Origin of the sequence: Microcoleus sp. FACHB-672, assembly GCF_014695725.1 — a bacterium.
Classification (GTDB): domain Bacteria; phylum Cyanobacteriota; class Cyanobacteriia; order Cyanobacteriales; family Oscillatoriaceae; genus FACHB-68.
In genome coordinates, this window is the sequence record NZ_JACJOU010000015.1 from 467,287 (window position 1) to 488,470 (window position 21,184).

The 21,184-nt window shown below is 48.4% G+C and carries 22 protein-coding genes and 1 pseudogene; 13 read left to right on the top strand and 10 right to left on the bottom strand.

The window, feature by feature from the left end:
* Nucleotides 1–85: 85 nt before the first annotated feature.
* Both clpS and H6F56_RS27190 read right to left on the bottom strand, forming a co-directional pair.
* The gene (clpS, locus tag H6F56_RS11725) at nucleotides 86–367 is read right to left on the bottom strand and encodes an ATP-dependent Clp protease adapter ClpS (protein ID WP_190668035.1); all 282 of its coding nucleotides are present in this window, start codon (nucleotides 365–367) and stop codon (nucleotides 86–88) included.
* A gap of 147 nt (nucleotides 368–514) precedes the next feature.
* The gene (locus tag H6F56_RS27190; protein WP_323798425.1) at nucleotides 515–712 is read right to left on the bottom strand and encodes a type II toxin-antitoxin system VapC family toxin; all 198 of its coding nucleotides are present in this window, start codon (nucleotides 710–712) and stop codon (nucleotides 515–517) included.
* On the opposite strand from H6F56_RS27190, the gene H6F56_RS11730 reads away from it, so the two are divergent.
* The 3 genes from H6F56_RS11730 (at nucleotide 653) to H6F56_RS11740 (ending at nucleotide 1,920) form a co-directional block, all read left to right on the top strand.
* The gene (locus H6F56_RS11730; RefSeq protein WP_190668038.1) at nucleotides 653–829 is read left to right on the top strand and encodes a hypothetical protein; all 177 of its coding nucleotides are present in this window, start codon (nucleotides 653–655) and stop codon (nucleotides 827–829) included. The two genes, H6F56_RS27190 and H6F56_RS11730, sit on opposite strands and share 60 nt — an antisense overlap.
* A 344-nt stretch (nucleotides 830–1,173) precedes the next feature.
* A complete protein-coding gene (locus H6F56_RS11735) occupies nucleotides 1,174–1,584 on the top strand; it encodes a hypothetical protein (protein WP_190668041.1) in 411 nt (136 codons plus the stop codon).
* 135 nt (nucleotides 1,585–1,719) lie between these two features.
* Nucleotides 1,720–1,920 carry a hypothetical protein gene (locus H6F56_RS11740; protein WP_190668044.1) on the top strand — a complete coding sequence of 67 codons (201 nt, stop codon included), beginning with the start codon at nucleotides 1,720–1,722 and terminating at the stop codon, nucleotides 1,918–1,920.
* A 305-nt stretch (nucleotides 1,921–2,225) separates the two neighbouring features.
* Here the strand turns inward: H6F56_RS11740 and H6F56_RS11745 are convergent, their stop codons facing one another.
* Nucleotides 2,226–2,420 carry a hypothetical protein gene (locus H6F56_RS11745; RefSeq protein WP_190668047.1) on the bottom strand — a complete coding sequence of 65 codons (195 nt, stop codon included), beginning with the start codon at nucleotides 2,418–2,420 and terminating at the stop codon, nucleotides 2,226–2,228.
* Between the two features lie 452 nt (nucleotides 2,421–2,872).
* Between H6F56_RS11745 and H6F56_RS11750 the strand changes: the two genes are divergently transcribed.
* A complete protein-coding gene (locus H6F56_RS11750; protein ID WP_190668051.1) occupies nucleotides 2,873–3,208 on the top strand; it encodes an STAS domain-containing protein in 336 nt (111 codons plus the stop codon).
* On the opposite strand, the gene H6F56_RS11755 is transcribed toward H6F56_RS11750, so the two are convergent.
* Nucleotides 3,200–3,364, bottom strand: a complete 165-nt coding sequence (locus H6F56_RS11755) for a hypothetical protein (RefSeq protein WP_190668054.1) — start codon at nucleotides 3,362–3,364, stop codon at nucleotides 3,200–3,202. The genes H6F56_RS11750 and H6F56_RS11755 overlap by 9 nt on opposite strands.
* Nucleotides 3,365–3,566: 202 nt before the next feature.
* On the opposite strand from H6F56_RS11755, the gene H6F56_RS11760 reads away from it, so the two are divergent.
* From H6F56_RS11760 to H6F56_RS11775, 4 genes are all read left to right on the top strand, one after another.
* Nucleotides 3,567–6,347 (top strand): TIGR03960 family B12-binding radical SAM protein, encoded by a 2,781-nt coding sequence (locus tag H6F56_RS11760; protein WP_190668057.1) that lies wholly within the window; start codon nucleotides 3,567–3,569, stop codon nucleotides 6,345–6,347.
* Nucleotides 6,348–7,475: 1,128 nt separating this feature from the next.
* A complete protein-coding gene (locus H6F56_RS11765) occupies nucleotides 7,476–9,680 on the top strand; it encodes an Rne/Rng family ribonuclease (RefSeq protein ID WP_190668060.1) in 2,205 nt (734 codons plus the stop codon).
* A gap of 51 nt (nucleotides 9,681–9,731) precedes the next feature.
* Entirely contained in the window at nucleotides 9,732–10,379 is a 648-nt protein-coding gene (locus H6F56_RS11770) for a ribonuclease HII (RefSeq protein WP_190668063.1), read from the top strand.
* Entirely contained in the window at nucleotides 10,369–11,019 is a 651-nt protein-coding gene (locus H6F56_RS11775; RefSeq protein WP_190668066.1) for a hypothetical protein, read from the top strand. The genes H6F56_RS11770 and H6F56_RS11775 overlap by 11 nt, the downstream gene beginning before the upstream one ends.
* A 28-nt stretch (nucleotides 11,020–11,047) precedes the next feature.
* Here the strand turns inward: H6F56_RS11775 and H6F56_RS11780 are convergent, their stop codons facing one another.
* Complete coding sequence (locus tag H6F56_RS11780) at nucleotides 11,048–11,635, bottom strand: DUF1997 domain-containing protein (RefSeq protein WP_190668068.1); 588 nt, start codon at nucleotides 11,633–11,635, stop codon at nucleotides 11,048–11,050.
* Nucleotides 11,636–11,862: 227 nt separating this feature from the next.
* On the opposite strand from H6F56_RS11780, the gene pheA reads away from it, so the two are divergent.
* The 4 genes and pseudogenes from pheA to H6F56_RS11795 all read left to right on the top strand — a co-directional run bounded on the left by pheA (nucleotide 11,863) and on the right by H6F56_RS11795 (nucleotide 15,460).
* Entirely contained in the window at nucleotides 11,863–12,771 is a 909-nt protein-coding gene (pheA, locus tag H6F56_RS11785; RefSeq protein ID WP_190668072.1) for a prephenate dehydratase, read from the top strand.
* 82 nt (nucleotides 12,772–12,853) lie between these two features.
* Nucleotides 12,854–13,057, top strand: a pseudogene (locus H6F56_RS26295) (pentapeptide repeat-containing protein); the annotation flags it as partial.
* A complete protein-coding gene (locus tag H6F56_RS11790) occupies nucleotides 13,058–13,495 on the top strand; it encodes a pentapeptide repeat-containing protein (protein ID WP_242031966.1) in 438 nt (145 codons plus the stop codon). It abuts the pseudogene before it with no gap.
* Between the two features lie 564 nt (nucleotides 13,496–14,059).
* Nucleotides 14,060–15,460, top strand: a complete 1,401-nt coding sequence (locus tag H6F56_RS11795; protein WP_190668078.1) for a hypothetical protein — start codon at nucleotides 14,060–14,062, stop codon at nucleotides 15,458–15,460.
* Nucleotides 15,461–15,519: 59 nt separating this feature from the next.
* Here H6F56_RS11795 and H6F56_RS11800 read toward each other — a convergent pair whose 3' ends face one another.
* The 4 genes from H6F56_RS11800 to fusA all read right to left on the bottom strand — a co-directional run bounded on the left by H6F56_RS11800 (nucleotide 15,520) and on the right by fusA (nucleotide 20,199).
* Entirely contained in the window at nucleotides 15,520–16,161 is a 642-nt protein-coding gene (locus tag H6F56_RS11800; RefSeq protein ID WP_190668081.1) for an LON peptidase substrate-binding domain-containing protein, read from the bottom strand.
* 150 nt (nucleotides 16,162–16,311) lie between these two features.
* A complete protein-coding gene (gene rpsJ, locus H6F56_RS11805) occupies nucleotides 16,312–16,629 on the bottom strand; it encodes a 30S ribosomal protein S10 (protein ID WP_190668083.1) in 318 nt (105 codons plus the stop codon).
* A gap of 164 nt (nucleotides 16,630–16,793) precedes the next feature.
* A complete protein-coding gene (tuf, locus tag H6F56_RS11810; protein ID WP_190668085.1) occupies nucleotides 16,794–18,023 on the bottom strand; it encodes an elongation factor Tu in 1,230 nt (409 codons plus the stop codon).
* A gap of 100 nt (nucleotides 18,024–18,123) precedes the next feature.
* On the bottom strand, nucleotides 18,124–20,199 hold the full coding sequence (gene fusA / locus H6F56_RS11815; RefSeq protein WP_190668088.1) for an elongation factor G: 2,076 nt from the start codon (nucleotides 20,197–20,199) through the stop codon (nucleotides 18,124–18,126).
* Between the two features lie 96 nt (nucleotides 20,200–20,295).
* Here fusA and H6F56_RS11820 point away from each other — a divergent pair, with 96 nt between their 5' ends.
* Nucleotides 20,296–20,454: a hypothetical protein gene (locus tag H6F56_RS11820; protein ID WP_190668091.1), complete on the top strand. Its 159-nt coding sequence runs from the start codon at nucleotides 20,296–20,298 to the stop codon at nucleotides 20,452–20,454.
* 65 nt (nucleotides 20,455–20,519) lie between these two features.
* Here H6F56_RS11820 and rpsG read toward each other — a convergent pair whose 3' ends face one another.
* Nucleotides 20,520–20,990, bottom strand: coding sequence for a 30S ribosomal protein S7 (rpsG, locus tag H6F56_RS11825; RefSeq protein ID WP_190668094.1), 471 nt, complete (start codon nucleotides 20,988–20,990; stop codon nucleotides 20,520–20,522).
* Nucleotides 20,991–21,184: the final 194 nt, after the last annotated feature.

Sequence of the window (21,184 nt, forward strand, 5' to 3'; positions counted from 1 at the left end):
TTAGATAGAACCTTGTCCCGCAAGGGCGGAGTGTCTACCGCCCCCAGAACAAGTATTTAAATGCGTTACAGCTTCAGATTCGCTCCTATTCATCAGGCTCAATGGTGCTGGTGAGTCCATGATTTTTTAAGGTTTCGCTGTAAAATTCAGCGTGTTCCAGCGCACAGGTGATCACTAAAGCAAGCCCATTGGTGTGGGCTTCCATCATAATGCTGACAGCTTGCGGCTGAGTCAGGCTGGGCACGGTCTTCATCAACGCCTGCACCACGTGTTCCATCGAGTTGAACTCATCGTTATGGAGCAGAACACGATAACGAGGTGCAAGCTTGCGGACCGTTGAACTCTTTTCAATGGTCTCGACTGACACTATCTCTATCCTCTCTAGTCAGATATTTACAATTGTTTACTCTATAGTAATAAGATTCTTGTATAAATCCAAGTTCGTCAACTCCCTTGAGTGTGAGAACTTTTTAATTCATATTTTTTTAATAAAGTCAAGTATTAGTCCGCTATTTTACCACAACCGCTGAACCGGATAAGCCTCAAAAGCAGAATCAGCACTCAGGACAGGTATCTGCTCAACCATCGCTTGTGAAATGATCAGCCGGTCAAATGGATCGCGGTGATGCAGGGGAAGGGTGCTAACAGCCTCATGGTAGTCGAAATTGATATTCAGCAGATTGAAATCATTAAGACTGAACTGCTGCTGTATAAACTCCCTAAAGTGCCCACCAAAATTCAGCTTGCTGATGCTTTACTTAATCGCCATTTTCCAAATACTCGCTATACTGATCCGCTTATCGTTATTCTCATCGTTGACTTTAAGTAAAATATTCCCCGTTCCAAAATAATTATTTTCATAAATTTTTTTATAGGTTCAAGCAAAGACCCGTTGTTTTACAATCAATTTTTAGATTATCGCCTTCTCTTTCTCATGGATTAATACAGATACAAACCAAATTTTAACCATTCACCAAGATTTTTTTATTATGGCGAACTAATATAATTAGTAAAGTTTTTTCTAACTTTTAGGTGGGAAGGATGCCGGCACCAAACCGCCCTCAGCGCCACTACAGGGGATTATCCCTACCGATTGTGAGGCAATCTCGCTCTCGCTTATGCAACAACCGGCTCTTAGAATAAAGGAAAACGTAAAATTTTTAGATTAATTCTATGAAGCCAGCATCCATAAACTGTGCCGGCCCATTTCAACCTAGCCAAATTATCTGCCTAGAACATCAAAACAGCTACCTGTACGCCGAAGTTATCGATATTATCGAAGCGCGTCAGATGTGTTGGGGGCGGCCTATTATGCTAGCAGTATGGCTTGCCGGCATTGATCGACCGAGTGAGGGGCTGTTCGAGCAATTACCCGAATTGTATGACTTGCGCGACGGGGCGGACTTTCTCTTACCCATTAGTTTATTCCGTCCAGCACTCGATACAGAACTAATTCCCCTCCTGCCTCAGCTAGATATACCCCCCGAAAACAAGCCGGTGGATGCACCGAAAATTGCCCATCGGCAGCTTCGAGAATTCATCCACCAAATCTGGCAAGCTTACCCAACAGAGTTTCAAGTTTAAGGTGTATTTACCTCGCTTGCTAACAAGCGAATGTCTAGATATACTTGATTTTTCTTCATCCGAGAGTGCATTTACGCAACCGCCGCTTTCTGACATTCTTTCGCTTTCCGACATTCTTTTGTAAGGCAGATAATTATGCCTAGGTTAAAAGATGTCAGCCACTTTTGCAACGAGATGAACTCGTTGGCGCAGGATTTCCGTCCACAGATAAAAGGGAATTTTGCTAAAGCGTTAGGCAAACTTCATGGTAGCTCGTCAATCGAGCCGGCACAATTAGAAAAACCATCCGACAGTTTCCCGCTTTCTGTAACGCCCTCATCTGGGAACTTAACTTGAAAATCTCCCACAGTCTTCTCGTGTGCAACTGTCGCTCTTATTCTGAAGTTAGACAAAATATAGAGTCACCGAGTTACAGCAGCACAAAGACTGTTCAAGCTGTCATGGTCCCTTTTGGGCCTGAAAGGTTATTTTAAATAATGCCAATAATCGCTGAATAATTCCATGCCATCCTGATGCACCCTAACAGCAGCAGTTATGGCAAATTTGACTTTCTACAGCAGATGCAAAACAGTTACGAGCGCTACCCTTAAACATACAACCGACTTCCAGAATGGCCATTGATTCTGGTTTCTTTCCCAACATTACAGGCTAGGGACTAATTGAATGCGACCGGCATCCATCTCGTCCATTAATAGCTCAAGCGCTTCGTAATCAACATCAGAGATATACCCTTGGCGGGTCAGCTCATAGTTGATTTCATTTTCGATATCAGGCGTCAGTCGCTTAAAGTGTAAAGCTTTCTCCACAAGATGACGAATCACGGCAGTCCCTTTCATGGTAGATCAGTAGAATTCCGTACACCATCTATTGTCTGTTGAAGGGACAAAAGGGAAAGTGATACAGGACTCTCACTTGTAATGATCTCAATCACCAAGCCGATCTAGGATGATTAGCGTCCCAACGACTTGATTAGCCTCTAGCCGTTGCAGTGATTAGGATCTCTAAAATTTATGATACTCATCACTTGTCTGTTATGCCGAGCGCAACAATACCGAGAATTTACTGAAAAACTACCAAACCCACAGCCGTCTTAACTTGTGACTTACTGGAGATTTGTATAAATACATACAATATTTTATAAAAACTTAACGAAAACTTTACAGAAGAGGGGTTTACTTGTGAAGATTCAGTAAAACTACTGAACTAGCGTGGGCGAACCCAGGGTTTAGGTTTTAAGGTCAAGACATCTCAAACAGTTATTCAGTTTATTAGTCAAGAGGAGTCATTTATGCAGACACTTATCGTTTCCCCCCAAATTACAGTTTTTCAACCGCAAGGCCATATCAATGCATCCAACGCCCCAGAACTGCAGAACCAACTGGTTGCAGCGGTAGGCTCACAAGATGCTTCAGTCATTCTGGTTGATATGGAGCAAGTAGAATCCTTAGATAGCGCCGGCTTAATGGCTTTGGTTTCCGCACTGACACGAGCACAAAACCTGAATAGACGCTTTAGCCTTTGCTGTGTTTCGCCCTCCATCAGAATTATCTTTGAATTGACCCAACTGGATAGAGTCTTTGAAATTTTTGAAAATCGTGCTGCTTTTGAAGCAACCCTAGCCTAGTGTTATCCCCTGTCTATCCAATTCATGCTTGGCTAGCAGCGGCTTCCCATAGCCAATTGTCATTGTATCCCGCTTGATGTGAAGCAAGCTGCCGGCCTCGCCCCATCTCTTCTCACTTGAAATAGAGGAACCGGCACCGGCAATCTGGGGAGTCATGCAACCCCCTTCATTTTTAGCCGGCTTTAATTGATAGAAAAACTCCATACCCTTGCAACGGCTTAATTGCGGCGGAGAACTTTAGTTTGAAGATCGCGCACACTTCTCGCCCCAGCTAGCGACTGACTTTGAAGACCTCCAGTATAGTAAAAGGATAAAAGAAACCGTCCTAGTCACTGGAAGCTAGAAGTAGAGATTTGCTGTGGCAGTTGCACTAGAAAAATTATTAACACCAGAAATCTTGCAGCCGGCTCGTTACCTCGGTAATGAGTTAGGTGCAGCACATAAACCCTGGGAGTCCGCCGCCGTCCGTTGGGTGCTAACTTACCCAGAAATTTATGAAGTGGGTGCCTCAAATCTGGGTCATATCATCCTCTACAACATCCTGAACACCCAGCCCAGGCAACTATGCGATCGCGCCTATTTACCGGCACCGGATCTTGCCACAAAGCTTCGCACCACCCAAACCCCCCTATTTGCCGTTGAATCTCGCCGTCCCGTCACCGACTTCGATATTCTAGGCTTCAGTCTCAGCTATGAACTGGGTGCGACAAATATTCTGGAAATGCTGGATTTAGCCGGCATTCCTCTGACATGGAAAGAAAGGGCAACTGGGGGCAACAGTCCCTTAATCTTTGCCGGCGGGCAGACAGCAACCTCCAACCCAGAACCCTACGCAGACTTTTTCGACTTCATCGCCCTTGGAGATGGGGAAGAATTGCTGCCAGAAATTGGCTTAGTGTTGGAAGAAGGCAAAGCCGCCGGACTAAGCCGAGAAGAATTACTCCTCGATTTGGCACAAATTCCCGGCGTTTATGTACCGCAATTTTATGACATGGCAGAGGATGGATCGGTTCATCCCAACCGGCTTGACGTGCCAAAACAAATTCTGCGGCGGGTGGCAACCCCAATGCCGACATATTCGATTGGGCTGGTTCCCTACGTCCAAACCGTACACGATCGGCTCACCGTAGAGATTCGGCGCGGATGCACCAGAGGATGCCGGTTTTGTCAACCGGGAATGCTTACCCGACCGGCAAGAGACGTAGAACCAGAAAAAGTCGTTGATGCCATCGAAAAAGGCATGAGAGCAACCGGCCAAAACGAATTTTCCCTACTTTCCCTCAGTTGTTCCGACTACCTCGCACTGCCGGCAGTTGGAGTAGAAATCAAAAACCGGCTTAAAGACGAAAATATTACCCTCGCCCTACCCAGCCAACGCGTTGATCGCTTTGATGAAAACATCGCCAACATTATCGGCGGCACTCGGCAAGGCGGTTTAACCTTCGCCCCAGAAGCCGGCACCCAGCGAATGCGCGACATCGTTAACAAAGGTTTGACCGACGAAGAACTCCTGAGAGGTGTCAAAACCGCCTTTGAGCAAGGCTGGGATAAAATCAAACTCTACTTTATGATCGGCCTGCCAGGAGAGACAGACGCGGATATTTTAGGCATTGCCGACACAGTCCGGTGGTTGCAGCAAGAATGCCAAGCCTCTGGTAGAAAACGTTTGAATTTCAACCTCACCATTTCCAACTTCACACCCAAACCCCACACCCCCTTCCAGTGGCATTCAGTTTCCACAGCAGAATTTAAGCGCAAACAAAAACTGCTGCGGTCAGAATTTGGCCGAATGAAAGGCATCAAAGCCAACTTCACCGATATCCGAATCTCAGCGATGGAAGACTTCGTGGGACGGGGAGATCGCCGGCTAGCAGCGGTTTTGCGTCGGGCATGGGAACTTGGCACCGGCATGGATGCTTGGTTTGAAAGTGCGGAACGAGCCTTTGCGGCTTGGGGACAAGCCATTGCCGAAGCCGGTTTAACCTGGAAATACCGGCAAGTCGAGAACGGCGAATGGATCAAGAGCAACGCAGAGTCGGCAACTGGCAATGAGGCAGACGCTTTTCAATCTCCCAACCCCCAAATGCCGGTTTCTCAAAACCCCGCTCTCGACAAACCGTTGCCTTGGGATCACATCAACACCGGCATCGATAAACAGTGGCTTAAAGCCGACTTGCAACGGGCGCTAGACGCCGCAACGGTGCCGGATTGCTCCTTCGATGGTTGCTCTCATTGCGGGGTGTGTACCCCCGATTTCGGCCACAATACGGTCATCGAAGCGCTGCCAATCCCCAAATTTAGCGGCCACTTTACCCCCAACCAAGATCGGCTCGCGCGACGGCGTATTTGGTTTGGCAAACAAGGTGATATGGCGCTTCTTAGTCACTTAGATTTAGTCCGCTTGTTTGAGCGTGCCGTGCGAAGGGCGTCTCTTCCGATTGCCTTTACCGGGGGATTTCATCCCCAACCTCGAATTTCCATCGCGAGTGCTCTGACACTAGGTGCAACCAGCAGTGGCGAGATTGTAGACTTTGAGCTAGCGGAAGCAGTTGATATCGACACCTTCCGTGAAAAATTGGCGGCTCAGATGCCGGCAGATATTCCCATCTACCATGTTGAAGCGGTTGACTTAAAAGCGCCCTCTGCAACCCACCTGCTAGATCGTGCAGAATACTCAATAGCCCTGTGTCTGCTCGATTCAGAACACAACCCACCCATAAATCCCCAGCAATGGGCAGCTTGGCTGGAGTCTATCTGGACAAGTGAATCCATTGAGTGGGAACAAACAACCAAGTCTGGCAAAAAGAAACTTGTCAATTTGCGCGAGCGCTTGTTTGAGCTGAAACTGGTAGAATCTCAAAAAGGTAGAAGCTCTGAACCGGCAAGATGCCAAGAGCGCCAAGACCATCCTGAGTTACCATCGGTAATTCCTGTCTTGAAGCAGAACGCCATCTTTGCGCGGAACTGGGCTGTTGTGCGTTACACCGGCAGTGGTCGCAATGACGGCACCCTCTTGCGACCCGATCATTTGGTCTATATGCTGGAGCAAGTAACCGGCTTGGAGTTTCAGATGCTGCACACCCATCGGCATCAACTGACCCTGCAATCTTCGTTCTCTGAGTCGCCGGCGATCAGTTGACTCATGGAACTAAACGGGTCAGCAATAGCTCTTTTGTTCTGACAGCAGGGAAGGATCTGGCATTTCCTAGAGTGCGACTGAGGTTAGCCACGATCTGTTTGATGTGACGAGGGTAAATAGTTTTGTGTGCAGAACTTTTTGATGCTGTCATCGGCATCATCCCCTAAAGTCAAGGTTTGACTTTACTATCATCAAAACGCTAATCTGTCAAGAGAAAATGTGAAAGGTGCGGGACAAACGTATCTAATTTCTAAACCTCAGCTCAATCAAAGCTTTGGGAAGTTGAGCAATTTTGTAGCTTAACCCTTCCAGCATTCGATCTGAGTGAGATTGAAAATTTCAAGGCGTTTGCTGCACTGAAAAGTCAAAAAAGACAATTGTAAAATTTTTGGCTTTTTCAGCTTGCTTTCGACCTCGGTTGCATCTCCAACTTGATTAACAAAAAAGGTACAATTGAACTAAACATGGCCTCAGATGCAATAGATGCAATGAGCCTGGTGCAAACGGTTCAGACTCCGTGCGGGGATACGCGGAGCCGGCCTGACCCAGCGGCCCTCGTAAAATAGAGTCGCTAACGGAGAAGCAAATTGCTCCAAAGCACTCTGTAGAATTCCTAAAGACCTTTCTGCGGGAATCACTTTTTCAGGAAGGAAAACTTCCTCGCCCGGACAAAAGATTTCGATCTTGAGTTGATTGCTTGGATTGGAATTTACAATGCACACACGTTTCAAGGGAAGCCGTAGTGATAGTAGAGTCTAAGCGTGTTTTAGCTCTCATGAACCAGCAGCAGATGCTGGATACTACCGGCTCCTGAAACACTTCCAGACTTTCTGTATATTCTTGGCAACCTCTTAAACCAAAAGCTCGTTGTCACCAGGGGCGGTACGAACAATTGGTGGATTCTCCAAGGCAGACTCACTTTGGATTGTAAAGTCAGTCCCTTGTCCGTAATACCCACGCAACTAGAGAGCCTTTAAGGGCGTTTGAAGCTCCCAGCAGAAGTTCTGGGAGTGGCTTGTTTGTATAACTATCGAGTCCAGATGTACCGGGCGCATCAATTGCGCGTCACGTACAAAGGCACACGCGGCGTAAGTGCCTGAGCGCACTACCAAGTTTTGAGGAAATTGAATGCCGAAGCAAATTATTATCGCAGAACAGCATCGTATTGCTGCCGTTTTTTCCGAAGATCAAATCCAAGAACTCGTTGTAGCGACGGGTCAGCATCAAGTCGGTGACATTTATTTAGGCATTGTTGAAAATGTATTGCCGGGAATTGATGCCGCCTTCGTTAATATTGGTGATGCTGAACGCAATGGGTTTATTCACGTAACCGACCTTGGCCCACTGCGGCTGAAGCGCTCGGCGGGAGCCATTACCGAACTGCTGGTGCCGCAGCAAAAAGTTTTGGTGCAGGTGATGAAAGAGCCAACGGGAACCAAAGGCCCACGGCTCACCGGCAACATTACTCTACCCGGTCGCTATTTGGTGCTGATGCCGTTTGGACGGGGTGTGAATTTATCACGGCGCATCCGCAACGAAAACGAGCGCAACCGCCTAAGAGCCTTGGCTATTTTAATTAAACCGGCAGGCATGGGTCTGCTGGTGCGGACAGAAGCGGAGGGAATGGAAGAAAAGGCGATTACGGAAGATTTAGACTTTTTACAGCAACAGTGGGAAAACATTCAGCAAGAGACCACCTCAACGCGGGCACCGGCACTGTTGAATCGGGACGATGATTTTATTCAGCGCGTCCTGCGAGATATGTACAGCACTGACGTGAACCGAATTGTGGTGGACTCACACACCGCAATCAAGCGAGTGAAGCAACACTTAGTCAGTTGGAGTGGCGGCAAAACACCCCAGGGGGTTTTGATTGACCATCACCGCGAACGTGCGCCGGTTCTGGAATACTTCCGAGTCAATGCGGCAATTCGAGAAGCGCTGAAACCGAGAGTTGATTTACCATCAGGCGGTTATATCATCATTGAGCCAACGGAAGCGCTGACGGTGATTGACGTGAACTCAGGCTCCTTCACCCGCTCTGCGACTGCGAGAGAAACGGTATTGTGGACGAACTGCGAAGCAGCCACAGAAATTGCCCGCCAGCTGCGCTTACGCAATATTGCTGGGGTGATCATTGTTGACTTTATCGATATGGACGCGCGGCGAGATCAGCTGCAAGTATTGGAACACTTTAACAAAGCCTTAAAAGCAGACAAAGCTCGGCCTCAAATTGCCCAGCTTTCTGAACTTGGCTTAGTTGAACTCACCCGCAAGCGCCAAGGTCAAAATATTTATGAATTGTTCGGTCGCACTTGCCCTGCTTGCGGAGGATTGGGACACCTTCACCGGCTCCCTGGCGAGGTTGAACAAGCACCTAACGAAATCGTAGAGCGTCCCTCACCGATTAGTGTCAGAGAACCCCGCTTTTCCGATCTTGCCGATCTCCAGCCTGAGGCGTTCGAGCTAGATTCTGGCAATGACCTCCAAGAAATGGGGCTGATGAATCATCCCAGCTACCAAGAGCGAGGAGGGGCTGATGTTAACCGGCGCAGGCGGCGGCGGCGTATTGGTGAAGGCGGTGCAGCTGAGGAAGAAGCAGCTCCAGTTCGCATCAGTCCTGTTGTGCCGGTGAAAACTGCCAAACCGGAGGTGATGCTAGAACCAGAAATACAGCAGGAGCCTGAAGAGTTTCCCCCCACTCCTAGCCGTACCCAAATTCCGGAGAGGACTCGGATTATCAGTCGCGAGCCGGTTTCGCCGCCCGAACCTCCAGAGGTGATTGCGGTGGAAATGACGCCTGAGGAACAGGACGTTTACGCTTTGATGGGGATTTCTCCATTGGTACTGGCCAATCGAGAGGTGAAAAATCCTAAATCAGCAGTGATCTCCGTGTACGCTCCTGGTCAATCGCCAGAAACCGCTCCAGAGCCGCCGATGGCTGCGGCTACAGGGCCGATGCTCCGCACAGGAATGTCGGTGAAGCCAACCCCAGCCGCTTCTCGCAATAGCCGGCATGACCCGGATATGGCTGAATTTAATCGCAATAGTCGGCATGACCCGGATATGGCTGAATTTAATCCCAGCAGCCGGCATGACCCGGATATGGCTGAGTTTAATCCCAGCAGCCGGCATGACCCGGATATGGCTGAATTTAATCTGGTGGAAGAGGCTATCTCTGTAGAAGAGCTGAGAGAAGCAGAAAACATTGAAATCAATGAACCAGAAAACATTGAGATCAATCAACCAGAAAACACGGATCTGAGTGAATCAGACAATAATGTGTCTGGAAGTCGCCGCCGTCGCCGCCGGTCTTCTGCCACTGAGTCATAATTTCACCTAAGCAACCCCTCTCTTTTTTTAGAGAGGGGGCAACCTTAAACCATGAATTTTCCATCTCAATTGCCTCAACAGCTCAGCTTGTGGGAGCCGCCGATATCAGCGGATCTGCCACGGCTAGTTGCCGGTGTGGATGAGGTGGGACGCGGCTGCTTATTCGGGCCGGTGGTGGCAGCAGCAGTGATCATACCGGCCCAGGTTGAAGCGGATCTCGTTGCGGCTGGGGTTAAAGATAGTAAGCAACTGGGCAGTGTTCAACGATGCCGGCTCGCCCAGATGATTCGCGAAGTAGCGATTGATTGCAAAATTGGTATCGCTTCAGTGGGTGAAATTGACCGGCTCAATATTTTGCAGGCGTCTCTGCTGGCAATGAAGCGGGCGATTGTTAAACTGAAGGTGCAGCCGGAACTTTGCTTAATTGACGGAAATCAGCGCATTCCAGGCTTGCCGGTGCCTCAACAGACGATGGTACGGGGAGATAGTCTCTCTGTATCTATCGCTGCTGCCAGTATTGTTGCCAAGGTCTGGCGCGATGAGCTGATCGTGCGGTTAGCGGCTAAATATCCTGCCTACGACTTGACAAATAACAAAGGATATGGAACTAAAAAGCATCTGCTAGCGCTGCAATGTTATGGGGCAACCCGCCTACACCGGCTTTCTTTTAGTTCTTGTGGTGCCCGTGATGAAACTTAGAATTTTTAGTGCAGTGTTAGCGCTTATCACCTTCAGTGCAGTCACACCGACTCTCGCTCAATTTCGTCCAGAGCGCCCAGATTTTTACGAGGATGGACAGCGGCAGCTCGAAAGAGAAATTCAAAGGCTGAACCAAAAACCCCCAGCCGATGTCCTGACGGTGGAAGGTGAAGAATTGCAATGGCAAGAATTTACCTCAAAAGAAGGAAACTTTTCTGTCTTGATGCCGGGGGTTCCCGCTGAAGAGACGGAAGTTTTAGAAACGGCTGCTGGAAACCTTCAGTTAAAGGGCTTTAGCTCCGCTCAATCGGGTTCAAGGTTTGTTGTGGCCTATTCAGATTATCCCCAGACGGCTCAGTTAGACAATTCTGAAGCGGTTTTAGCCAATGTGCGCGATCAGATTTTAGGGCGTGTTGGGGCACGGTTGGTGAACGAACGCCCAATATCTCTAGATGCCGAACCTGGGAGAGAGGTAAAACTCGAAAGCGAGGGTGAACCGATGATTTTCAGGCTGTTCTTGGTGGGGCGGCGCTTGTATATTTTGGGAGCCGGTCAAAACAACCAAGCAAGTGGAGCTGAGGATATTGCCAAATTTCTTGATTCGTTTGTGCTGCTGCAAAAACCGGCTTCTGGGCGTTAACCTCAGCTTGTTTGTAAGAGATGAGGTATTAGATGATCTGTTGGTTAGGTGATAGTCCCGTTTTCCGCTCGCTCACCGGCACTTCTGTTTCTTCGGACGCCCAGTGCCGATAGTCTAATAGCAGCTGGTGCATCAATCTCTGCTTCACGGTTAGCAGCACACTTTTAAGCAGCGCGTTGCCGGTTGCTTCTAGGATGGCTTGTGGCGTAAACCAAAAAGGCGGTGGCAATTCCACCTTCACTTCTAAGTCTGCTTTGCCTTTGAGGTAAGTTAAGCCATTAATTTCGACGGGATAAAGCTTGCCAATGAGATTGAGTCCAAAGCGCTGATTGATATATTCAACGCCCCGGATTTCAGATCGCACGGATTTTAAATGAATTGATCCATCCGCATCCGCCCACACTTTCATGTCTACCGTCGGTTGAATGCTCAGCATCATAAAGCTCAACGGGCGCATTTTTAAGCGAAACTGATCCTGGCTGAGCTGCTCCATCCGGCTGGGGTCTACCAGAGCGTAGACGAGACGTTTGGGCTGACGCAAATAGTGCTGAATTGGCACCGGCTGCTCTGGAACAGCGATCTCGACGGATTGTGAGGCAACAAACCGGGTATTCATGGGCGGTACGTAAAAAGTAATAAATATCTAACTATGTTAATTAATTTTATGATTGTTTACGATCTTTAAAATAATTAAAAACAGAGTTTGGTGAAGAAAATGGCATAAATCATCCTATATAAGTATTTTGATGGAATTTCACCCGTCAGGCCGGCGAACAATTTCTGATAAAAGTAATAAAAATATTTGAGATATAAAATTTGAGAGTAAACAGCGGATTGAACTCCATGACCGTATCTGTTGCCCATCTAGGCCCACCCGGCACTTATGCAGAGGCAGCCGCCCTTGCTTATGTCTATCAAGTCAAGCAAGAAACTGGCTGTGAATGTTTGTTATATCCTTATCCGAGTATCGCTCAAACGCTGCGGGCGGTGGCGCAAGGGGAGGCGCATCTGGCAGTGGTGCCGGTGGAAAATTCGATAGAAGGCAGTGTGGTAGTTACGCTCGATACGCTGTGGCAGTTGGATTCGCTACGAATTCAGCGGGCAATCGTGTTGCCGATTTCTCACGCGTTGCTATCGACAGCTCAAGCTTTAGAGGAGATTCAAACGGTTTACTCTCACCCCCAGGCGTTGGCGCAGTGTCAGGGATGGTTGGAAAAATTTCTGCCAAATGTGCAGCCGGTTCCGACGAATTCCACAACGGAAGCGTTGCAGTTTCTCGAACAAGAACCCTCTGCGGCGGCGATTGCTTCTTTACGGGCGGCTGAACTTTACAAGCTGCCGGTGTTGGCTCATCCGCTGAATGATTATCCAGATAACTGCACGCGATTTTGGGTACTGGCTAGGGGCGAAGGTAGTGAAATTTCAGGCAACTTCCCGTCACAAATGTCTGCCGGCACATCGCATACATCCCTCGCTTTTAGCCTTCCCGCTAACGTTCCAGGGGCGTTACTTAAACCTTTGCAAGTATTCGATCTGCTCAGCATTAATATGAGCCGCATTGAATCTCGCCCCACGAAGCGGTCTTTAGGTGAGTATCTTTTCTTTATTGATTTGGAAGGCGATATCAATCAAGCCCCTGTAAAATCAGCGCTACAATTATTAACGCTTCACACGGAAACTTTAAAAGTTTTAGGCAGCTACAGTGTGCTGTCATTGCAGCCTCCCTCAGTTATTTTGGCAAATAAAGTATGAACATTGTGAGGCAACAGCCATCTTCGGGAAAACTGTTGAGTTATTCTAAAATTATCCGTAAAACTACGCTGGTTTTTTTGAAATGGATGCCGATTTATTACTGAAGCGATATGCAGCCGGAGAGCGTGATTTTCATGAAACAAACTTAAGAGAGGCTTCCCTCCAAAGGGCATTCTTGAGTCATATTTGCCTGGTGTGTGCCAATTTGAAAGAGGTTAATCTGGCAGAGGCTGACCTAAGTTGGGCCAACTTAATCGGGGCTGATCTTAAGTATGCCTGTCTGGCTATGGCTAACCTCAATTGGGCCAGCCTGAGTCGGGCAGAGCTATCTTGGGCGAGGTTAACCGGCACAGATTTAATTGGGGCTGATCTGACAGAAGCCAACTTGAGTGATGCGAAACTAATTGCTGCCAATGTGCGAGGGGCAAACTTGCAAGGGGCTAACCTTCAAGAGGCGAATCTGATAGGAGCCTGCTTGGACAGGGCGGATTTGAGTCGAGCTAACTTATGCGAGGCAAAATTGCGTGGCGCAAGTCTTCAAGCTGCCAACTTGAGAGGGGCAACTTTAACTGAAGCGAATCTTGAGGGGACTGATTTAAGAGGGGCTGACTTGCGCGAGTGCAATCTCACTGGGGCTTTTTTGTGTGCAGCCAATTTGGAGGGAGCGAAGCTTGATGGCGCAATCTTAAGTGGGTCTATTCAGTTTTGTGTCAGACAAGTTTAACTTAAGATCACACGTTTGCAAAAGAACAATTCAGGAAGCTGTCTAATTTTTTAGCCGGCCCATCTTTCTGTGGCTGAAGTCTTGGCTAGATGTGGCTTAACATTTATTCGCGTGAGTTTGAGTTTGAGTAAAAATTTTTAGTGACTGTAATAAATCTAGCTGTCGGCACTCTTTAATGTGTCTGATTATATGTACGGCGATGAAATAAATAATTATTAAGCTTAATTGTCTTTTTTTATCTAAGTTTATAGAACTGCATATTTTATCGGGATAAAAACTCAACTATTCATCAGAGGCAATATCTATATTTTTTGTTCAGAAGTAACCAATTTAGGAACCCCAACCATTAAATCTAATAAAATTAACAGCAGACAACAAAGTTTTTCAAGAATATCAGGAGTAATTCCATAAATTTTGACTGTGTTTGTTAGAATCTATCGGCTTACGTTCTTAGGTTCGCCGCCAGATAGCCGGCTTGAAGAAACTCCTGAACAGCTCGATTAGTCTGGAATTAAACAAGCAAGATAGGCTTAATCGCGCCCTACACGCTCATAAGGAAATTTTATGTATCAATCTCCCCAAGGTGTCCCAGGTCTGCCCGATCTTACCCATCCCAATGAACTCATAGAATTTGGCTCTAAGCTGATCAGTGTGTCCCAACAATTTGCCCTGCTTGTGGCAGTCTTGGGAATTGCCCTTGCTTTACTCAGCTTTTCTCTGCGGCGAACGAAGTTAGAACAAAACCACTGGCTTGGACAATGGATAGATCGCTACGACTTATTGTTGCAAAAGTTACCGCATGGGCTGTTAGTGCTGACGCTGGTAATCGGAGGTTTCTTTCTATCTTCAACGTTGGCAAATCGTTACCATCACTGGGAACAAGCACGGGTCGCTAAAGTTGCCGCCAGTGTTGCCGGTGATCGCTTAGAACAAACTGCACCGCAAGTGCGCTACGTGATACAAGAACCTTACACTTATGACACTCAAGTAGAGGGGAAGATTGTCCGCGTTCAGAAGACGCGAGATATTAACCGTTTCCTGACGCTTGCCGGTTCGCAAATTGACGTAAAAATCGATCAAATCAAGGATGTTCAAGATTCGCGGGCAGTATATCGCGTAAATCTTCAAGCTGATTACAAAGTTGTTAACCCCTTGAAAGAAGCGGAAGACTTTTTCTTTGAAGTAAGTCCGCCGAACGGTTACTCCTTGCTGCAAAACTTTAAAGTAGACCAAGACGGGACTCGGTTAGTGCCGGTGAATCCGGGGGATTATGGGTTTCCGTTTCGCCTGGAAGCGGGGCAACAAAGCAGCTTTCGCGTGACTTATCAAGCTCAAGGGGGGCCACGCTGGGTTTATGATGCCAGGGGTCAGCTATTGTCCAACTTTCGCCTAACGGCACTGGCTAACTTTCCAAATGCTGATTTCGCCAGTGGCATTGTCCCCACGCAGAAAAAAGAGGAGGGAGGAGGAACTCGCTTTACCTGGGTTTTTGATGATAATGTTTCTGTTCGTAATCCCTTTGGTTTATTCACATCCACCGGCCCGATTCGCAACACGGGCATTCTTCCACGGCTGCTGTTACTGGCACCGGCACTATTTCTCTGGTGGATTTTGATGCTGTACTTGTCGCTGCCGCTAAATTTGCGAGATGTGGCAATTGCCGGCGCTATCTTTTTTGCTTGCCTGCTGAGTTTAACTTACCTAAGCCGGATTGTAGATGTTCAGCTGGCTTGGGCAATGCTTTCGCCGGTGATGCTCATCCTGGTTTGGGGGTTAGGATCAAATTTGCGGGCTTCCCTGGCTGCGGTAATCGCCACGATTGCCGGTGGAATCGTGCCTGTTTTGGGATTAATCGTGCCGTATAGTGGACTCACCCTCAGCTTGGCCGGCCTTCTGTGTGTGGTGTGGCTTGCAGTCCGCCACTGGTACGGATGGTATCGCATCGAGCAAGATACTAAGCGCTAAAGGCTGAAGTGTGAAGTGTGAGGTTTAAAATCCCCCCGCTTCATCCTTCATCCTTCGGTTTATTGCAGCGTATCTTTGAGAACAGTTCGAGCTGCCAGGTGATTGCGAGTCGAGGTGAGAATTTCGGCTTCGCGTTCCAGTCTAGCAGCGGTATCTTGCATCTCTAATAGCGCCTGCTGCTCAGATGCTACCCCGTAAAGGTTGCTAGCGACCCAGTATGATAGTTCGGTCGGTAGGCTTGGGATGTCTTCAGGAAGTTCTATTCTTTGATCCATCAATTTAGCGGACAGACGAACAACATCCCGCAGCAGTTGTTCTACTTCTGTTGCTAAGGTTCTGATATCCTTTGCCGGTGGCTGGTCTTCGATCCATTCGACCAAGCCGACGCGATAAGGCTTTTCTCGCACATACTCAAGCACCCGAAATCGCTGCTGTCCTAGTGTCCAGACTTTCATGCGATCATCAGGGAGGCGCTGAAATTGCAGGATTTCAGCACAGCAACCAACAGCAGCGGGTTGACCTTGAACTGGGTCCCACATCAAAACCCCAAAGCGACGATCGCTATCCAGGATCGTGTTCATCATGATCCGGTAGCGAAATTCAAAGATGTGCAGTGGCAAGGGCCGGCCTGGAAATAGAACGACTTCAGGCAGAGGAAATAGGGGAAGTTCTCGAACAGCGATCGACGATGCGGATGCCATTGACCTTCAGTAATTGCGCTTTTTCTTATCCTACTTTAGCCGATCTATTCGTTGGATTTCCAACAATGAAACCCTTTAGAAGGGATTCTAAAGGGCGAAAGGGCGGTAAATAGCCACTCAAAGCGAAAACAAGCTCATTAATTAATGTTTTTAGAGCTTGACTTCAATATCTACGCCGGCAGGCAGATCAAGTTTCATCAAAGCATCAATCGTTTTAGAGGATGGTTGGTGAATGTCGATAATGCGTCGGTGGGTACGAGTTTCAAAATGCTCCCGGGAATCTTTATCAACGTGAGGAGAACGCAGTAGGCAGTAGATTCGGCGACGAGTAGGTAATGGGATCGGGCCGACTGCTGTGGCGTTGGTGCGATTTGCGGTATCGACAATCTTTTCGCAAGAAGTGTCTAGCAAGCGGCGATCGTAAGCTTTGAGGCGAATGCGAATTTTCTGTTGCTGTAGAGTGGCCATTTTTTTGTTTTCTAGGTTCTGTTTGTCAGTTGTCAGCAGTTAAATAGGGGTCTCGACTGCCATCCGTTGCGATTAGCCGATGAATCAAGCAGAGACAGAAAAGGAGCAGAAAAGCATCTTGACATTTTGTTGCTTTTCTGCTCTTGCTGTGTCAGCTCGTTGTCTTACTTGAGGATTTTAGCGACGACGCCGGCACCCACGGTGCGGCCACCTTCGCGAATAGCGAAGCGCATCCCTTGTTCAATGGCGATCGGGTTAATCAACTCAACCGTCATTTTGATACGATCTCCCGGCATCACCATTTCGGCGGCACTACCATCATCAGCGGTAAATTCACTGATGGTGCCGGTGACATCGGTGGTACGAACGTAGAACTGAGGGCGGTAACCTGGGAAGAAAGGCGTGTGACGGCCTCCTTCTTCCTTCTTCAGGATGTACACCTCAGATTCAAACCGGGTGTGAGGGGTAATTGAACCGGGTTTGGCAAGAACCATACCCCGCTCAACGTCTTTCTTCTGAATACCCCGCAAGAGAACCCCAACGTTATCGCCGGCAATTCCCTCATCCAAGACCTTCTGGAACATTTCCACGCCAGTGACCGTGGTGCTGCGGGTATCTCTGATCCCGACCAGCTCAACGGTTTCACCGGCTTTAACCTTACCGCGCTCAATCCGGCCCGTGGCCACCGTACCCCGACCAGTAATCGTGAATACGTCTTCCACAGCCATCAAGAACGGCTTGTCAATATCCCGTTCTGGTGTCGGAATATAGGAGTCCACGTTATCCATCAATTCGTAGATTTTATCAACCCATTCATTGGTGCCCCGCTTTGTGGTGGGAGTAGCCACCATCGCTTCCAGTGCCAGCAGAGCAGATCCGGCCACAATGGGAATATCGTCACCGGGGAAATCATAGGAACTCAGCAGTTCGCGCACTTCCAATTCCACCAGCTCCAGCAATTCCTCGTCATCTACCATGTCTTTCTTGTTCAAGAAGACGACGAGGTTGGGAACGCCCACCTGCTTAGCCAGCAGGATGTGTTCGCGGGTCTGAGGCATGGGGCCATCTGCTGCTGAGACGACCAGGATGCCACCATCCATCTGAGCCGCTCCCGTGATCATGTTCTTCACATAGTCAGCGTGACCGGGACAGTCAACGTGAGCGTAGTGGCGCTCTTCGGTTTGATACTCAACGTGAGCAGTGTTGATGGTGATCCCCCGCGCTTTTTCTTCAGGCGCAGCGTCGATTTCATCATATTTCTTCGCTTTTGCCTGACCCAGCGCGGCTAGGGTCATTGTGATGGCGGCAGTTAGGGTCGTTTTGCCGTGGTCAACGTGACCGATCGTGCCGATATTGACGTGGGGTTTATTCCTTTCAAACTTTGCGCGTGCCATGAATGATGTGTTCCTTTGTCAGTTGTTCAGTTGTCAGCTGTCAGCTGTCAGCTGTCAGTTGTGAGAAACAATTGACAGCTGAGCGCCGACTACCGAGCGATTATGATTTCCCTTTGCTCTTAGCGATGAGCGGTTCAGCCACGTTGCGAGGCACCTCTTCGTAGTGGCTAAACTCCATCGAAAATATACCCCGGCCTTGGGTTTTAGACCGGATTACGGTGGCATAGCCAAACATTTCTGCCAGTGGAATCTTAGCAGTAACTTTGGCAATTCCCTGTTCAGTTCCCTGGCCTTCTATCTGGCCTCGTCGGGAGTTGAGGTCGCCAATAACGTTCCCGATAAAATCTTCAGGAACTTCAACCTCTACTTTCATCATAGGCTCTAGTAGCACAGGTGTGGCCTTCATTACAGCTTCTTTAATCGCCATCGAGCCGGCGATTTTGAATGCCATTTCTGAAGAGTCTACATCGTGATAAGAGCCGTCTACCATCGTGGCTTTCAAGTCGATCACCGGATAGCCGGCCAAGATGCCTGATTCACAAGCTTCTTTCATGCCTTGTTCTGCTGGGCCGACGTACTCTTTAGGTACAGCGCCGCCAACAATTTTCGAGACAAATTCAAAGCCTGTTCCCGGTTCAGTCGGTTCTAACTCAATAACCACATGGCCATACTGACCTTTACCCCCACTCTGGCGGATAAACTTCCCTTCAGCGCGGACGGCTTTACGAATGGTTTCTCGGTAGGCTACTTGTGGGGCACCCACATTGGCTTCTACCTTAAACTCTCGCAACATCCGATCCACCAGAATTTCCAGGTGAAGTTCTCCCATGCCGGCAATCACGGTTTGATTGGTTTCGCTATCGACACTAACCCGGAAGGTAGGGTCTTCTTCTGAAAGCGATTGGAGGGCTTTGGATAGCTTCTCCATATCCTGCTTGGTTTTGGGTTCGACCGCAACCGAGATCACAGGTTCTGGAATGAACAGTGACTCTAGGATAATCTGGGAGTGTTCCTCACAGATTGTATCCCCGGTAAACGTGTCTTTCAAACCCAAGGCTGCGCCCAAGTCGCCGGCACGCAGTTCATCGACTTCAATTCGATCATCAGCTTTCAGAACGATCAGGCGAGACACCCGCTCTTTCTTACCTTTGGTCGAGTTGTAGACGTAACTGCCTTTCTTAAGTACGCCAGAATAGACGCGAACAAAGGTCAGGCGTCCATAGGGGTCTGCCATAATCTTAAAGGCCAATGCCGCCAGCGGGGCTTCGTCATTGGCAGTGCGGACAGATATTTCCCCATCTGGCAGGGTGCCTTGAATTGGGGGCACATCAATCGGTGCCGGCAGGTAATCAACTACCGCGTCTAATAACAGCTGAACGCCTTTATTTTTAAACGCGGAGCCACATAACATGGGGACAATTGTCCCATCGACAGTGCCTTGACGCAGGGCTTTGCGAATTTCCTGTTCGGTTAATTCTTCGCCTTCGAGGTACTTCTCCATCAAAGCATCATCCGTCTCAGCTACGGCTTCAACCAGTTTGATTCGGAACTCGTCAGCCTGAGCGCGAACGTCTTCTGGGATATCCGTTTCTTCAATATCGGTGCCGATGTCATTGGTATAGATCCGGGCTTTCATCCGCACCAAGTCAATAATTCCCCGGAAATCACTTTCACTTCCAATCGGGATTTGAATCGGTACAGCGTTCGTCCGCATCCGGTCAAGGATCTGGTTATAAACTTTGAAGAAGTTTGCACCCGTGCGATCCATTTTGTTAACAAAGACAATCCGAGGCACTTTATAGCGATCTGCCTGACGCCACACTGTCTCGGATTGAGGTTGGACGCCTCCGACTGAGCAGAACACCGCGATTACCCCATCCAATACCCGCATGGAACGTTCTACTTCAATGGTGAAGTCTACGTGGCCTGGAGTATCGATAATGTTGATCTGATGATCTTTCCAACTGGTGGTGATAGCAGCAGCAGTAATTGTAATGCCCCGCTCCCGCTCTTGCTCCATCCAGTCAGTGACGGCGGTTCCTTCGTGAACCTCGCCCATTTTATGAACCACACCGGAATAGAACAGAATTCGCTCTGTTGTTGTTGTCTTGCCTGCATCAATATGTGCTGCAATGCCTATGTTGCGTACTCTTTCGAGCGGGATCGTCCGTGCCACAGCTACCTCCTTAATCTCTGCCGCAGATATTTTCACTAGCGCTGTATCTAGATTCTGTGTAACGAACTTTGAGAGAAGTAGTGAGTTGCTCTCAAAATGGCTAGATATTGGTTAAGTCCTTTATCACAGCCCACACTAGAACCTTTAGCCCATCGCTTGGAGCAATGGGCATATTTTGGGGAAGATTCCACACTTAATGTTGCCGCCAAAGGTGGCGACTGGGTGGTTACCGAGTTCCTTGTTATTATATTTTAATATTTTTCATTAAGTTTTGTTCCCTTATCGCCACCAATTGCGGGAACTTTGGAACTCGTACTTTCTTAGTACCGGTAGTGAGCGAATGCCTTATTTGCTTCAGCCATCCGGTGAGTTTCTTCCCGCTTGCGAATTGCATTCCCCGTCTCGTTCGCAGCATCCATCAGCTCATTTGCTAGCTTGTTTGCCATTGTGCGACCGGCTCTACTTCTGGCAAATTGGATTAGCCAGCGAAGTGCTAAGGCTATTCCTCTATCCGAACGGACTTCCATTGGCACTTGGTAGGTTGCACCGCCAACTCGGCGAGCTTTGACTTCTACAAGCGGGGTAGCATTGCGAACCGCTCTTTCAAATGTTTCTAAGGGATCGCCGCCTGTGCGTTCCTGAATGGTTTTGAAGGCGTCATAGATAATGCTGGTGGCAACAGATTTTTTGCCACTTTTCATAATCCGCCGCACCATCATACTTACCAAGCGGCTATTATACACTGAATCGGGAGGAACGGGACGTTTTTGAACAACAGTACGACGCGACATAGTCAGTTTTTAGCGAGACAATTTAGGTCATTTTGGCATTTGCACACCTAAGCTAGGGGGAGTTGCTTCAACTTACCCGCTGCCGAGATGAAATTTGGTGGAAAAATTTGAGCTTTGCAGCTCATTCCTTGAGCTTTGACTTCCCGCGTGCCCCACGGGAGGCTCTAAATTGATGAGTGCTTCCAAGCAGTTGC

Bases quoted from the DNA above. Each gene is read 5' to 3' on its own strand.
- H6F56_RS11750 (WP_190668051.1), top strand. From the start codon at position 2,873: ATGCAGACACTTATCGTTTCCCCCCAAATTACAGTTTTTCAACCGCAA.
- pheA (WP_190668072.1), top strand. From the start codon at position 11,863: ATGACCGTATCTGTTGCCCATCTAGGCCCACCCGGCACTTATGCAGAG.
- H6F56_RS11780 (WP_190668068.1), bottom strand. From the start codon at position 11,635: ATGAATACCCGGTTTGTTGCCTCACAATCCGTCGAGATCGCTGTTCCA.
- rpsG (WP_190668094.1), bottom strand. From the start codon at position 20,990: ATGTCGCGTCGTACTGTTGTTCAAAAACGTCCCGTTCCTCCCGATTCA.
- H6F56_RS11790 (WP_242031966.1), top strand. From the start codon at position 13,058: ATGGCTAACCTCAATTGGGCCAGCCTGAGTCGGGCAGAGCTATCTTGG.
- tuf (WP_190668085.1), bottom strand. From the start codon at position 18,023: ATGGCACGCGCAAAGTTTGAAAGGAATAAACCCCACGTCAATATCGGC.
- H6F56_RS11740 (WP_190668044.1), top strand. From the start codon at position 1,720: ATGCCTAGGTTAAAAGATGTCAGCCACTTTTGCAACGAGATGAACTCG.
- H6F56_RS11770 (WP_190668063.1), top strand. From the start codon at position 9,732: ATGAATTTTCCATCTCAATTGCCTCAACAGCTCAGCTTGTGGGAGCCG.
- H6F56_RS11775 (WP_190668066.1), top strand. From the start codon at position 10,369: ATGAAACTTAGAATTTTTAGTGCAGTGTTAGCGCTTATCACCTTCAGT.
- H6F56_RS11755 (WP_190668054.1), bottom strand. From the start codon at position 3,364: ATGACTCCCCAGATTGCCGGTGCCGGTTCCTCTATTTCAAGTGAGAAG.
- H6F56_RS11800 (WP_190668081.1), bottom strand. From the start codon at position 16,161: ATGGCATCCGCATCGTCGATCGCTGTTCGAGAACTTCCCCTATTTCCT.
- H6F56_RS11795 (WP_190668078.1), top strand. From the start codon at position 14,060: ATGTATCAATCTCCCCAAGGTGTCCCAGGTCTGCCCGATCTTACCCAT.
- H6F56_RS11765 (WP_190668060.1), top strand. From the start codon at position 7,476: ATGCCGAAGCAAATTATTATCGCAGAACAGCATCGTATTGCTGCCGTT.
- H6F56_RS11820 (WP_190668091.1), top strand. From the start codon at position 20,296: ATGGCTAGATATTGGTTAAGTCCTTTATCACAGCCCACACTAGAACCT.
- H6F56_RS11735 (WP_190668041.1), top strand. From the start codon at position 1,174: ATGAAGCCAGCATCCATAAACTGTGCCGGCCCATTTCAACCTAGCCAA.
- H6F56_RS11730 (WP_190668038.1), top strand. From the start codon at position 653: ATGGTAGTCGAAATTGATATTCAGCAGATTGAAATCATTAAGACTGAA.
- rpsJ (WP_190668083.1), bottom strand. From the start codon at position 16,629: ATGGCCACTCTACAGCAACAGAAAATTCGCATTCGCCTCAAAGCTTAC.
- H6F56_RS11745 (WP_190668047.1), bottom strand. From the start codon at position 2,420: ATGAAAGGGACTGCCGTGATTCGTCATCTTGTGGAGAAAGCTTTACAC.